This window comes from Vibrio sp. N418 (assembly GCF_000222565.1).
Classification (GTDB): Bacteria; Pseudomonadota; Gammaproteobacteria; order Enterobacterales; family Vibrionaceae; genus Vibrio; species Vibrio scophthalmi.
In genome coordinates this window covers 1-480 of the sequence record NZ_AFWD01000090.1, presented here as the reverse complement: position 1 = coordinate 480, position 480 = coordinate 1, and the positions used below count along the sequence as shown (strand labels likewise).

The following is a 480-nucleotide window of genomic DNA, read 5'->3' as shown; positions in this document are numbered from 1 at the left end:
CCAATTGCATCGCCAGCGATGACGGCGCTGTCGTTGACCCCCGTAATAGTGATCACGATATCGTGGGTGGTGCCATCCACTGAGGCGACAGTGAACGTTTCCACCTTAGTTTCATCTTGCGCCAGATATTGCACGTCGGCATTATCGACGTTGTAAACCCAGTTGCCATCCGCATCGATGGTAAGCTCACCGAGCGCACCAGCTGGCGTGACGACGCTGGTCGGGGCAAATTTCGCTTCGCCGGTATCAGCATCAGTCAGGGTTAACACGCCTGAATCGGTGAGTACTGGATCGGTATCATCTTCCGTCACCGCACCAATCGCATTGCCAGAGATGATCGCACTGTCATTCACACCAGTAATGGTAATAACAATATCGTGGGTGGTGCCATCCACCGATGTAACGGTGAAAGTTTCAATTTTGGTTTCGTCTTTGGCAAGGTACTGCACGTCCGCGTTGTCGACGTTATAGACCCAGTTA

The 480-nt window shown here is 52.3% G+C and carries 1 protein-coding gene; it reads right to left on the bottom strand.

What is annotated here, in order from left to right:
• A partial coding sequence (locus RH86_RS18090) for a VCBS domain-containing protein (protein ID WP_009387872.1) occupies positions 1–480 on the bottom strand: 480 nt, incomplete at both ends.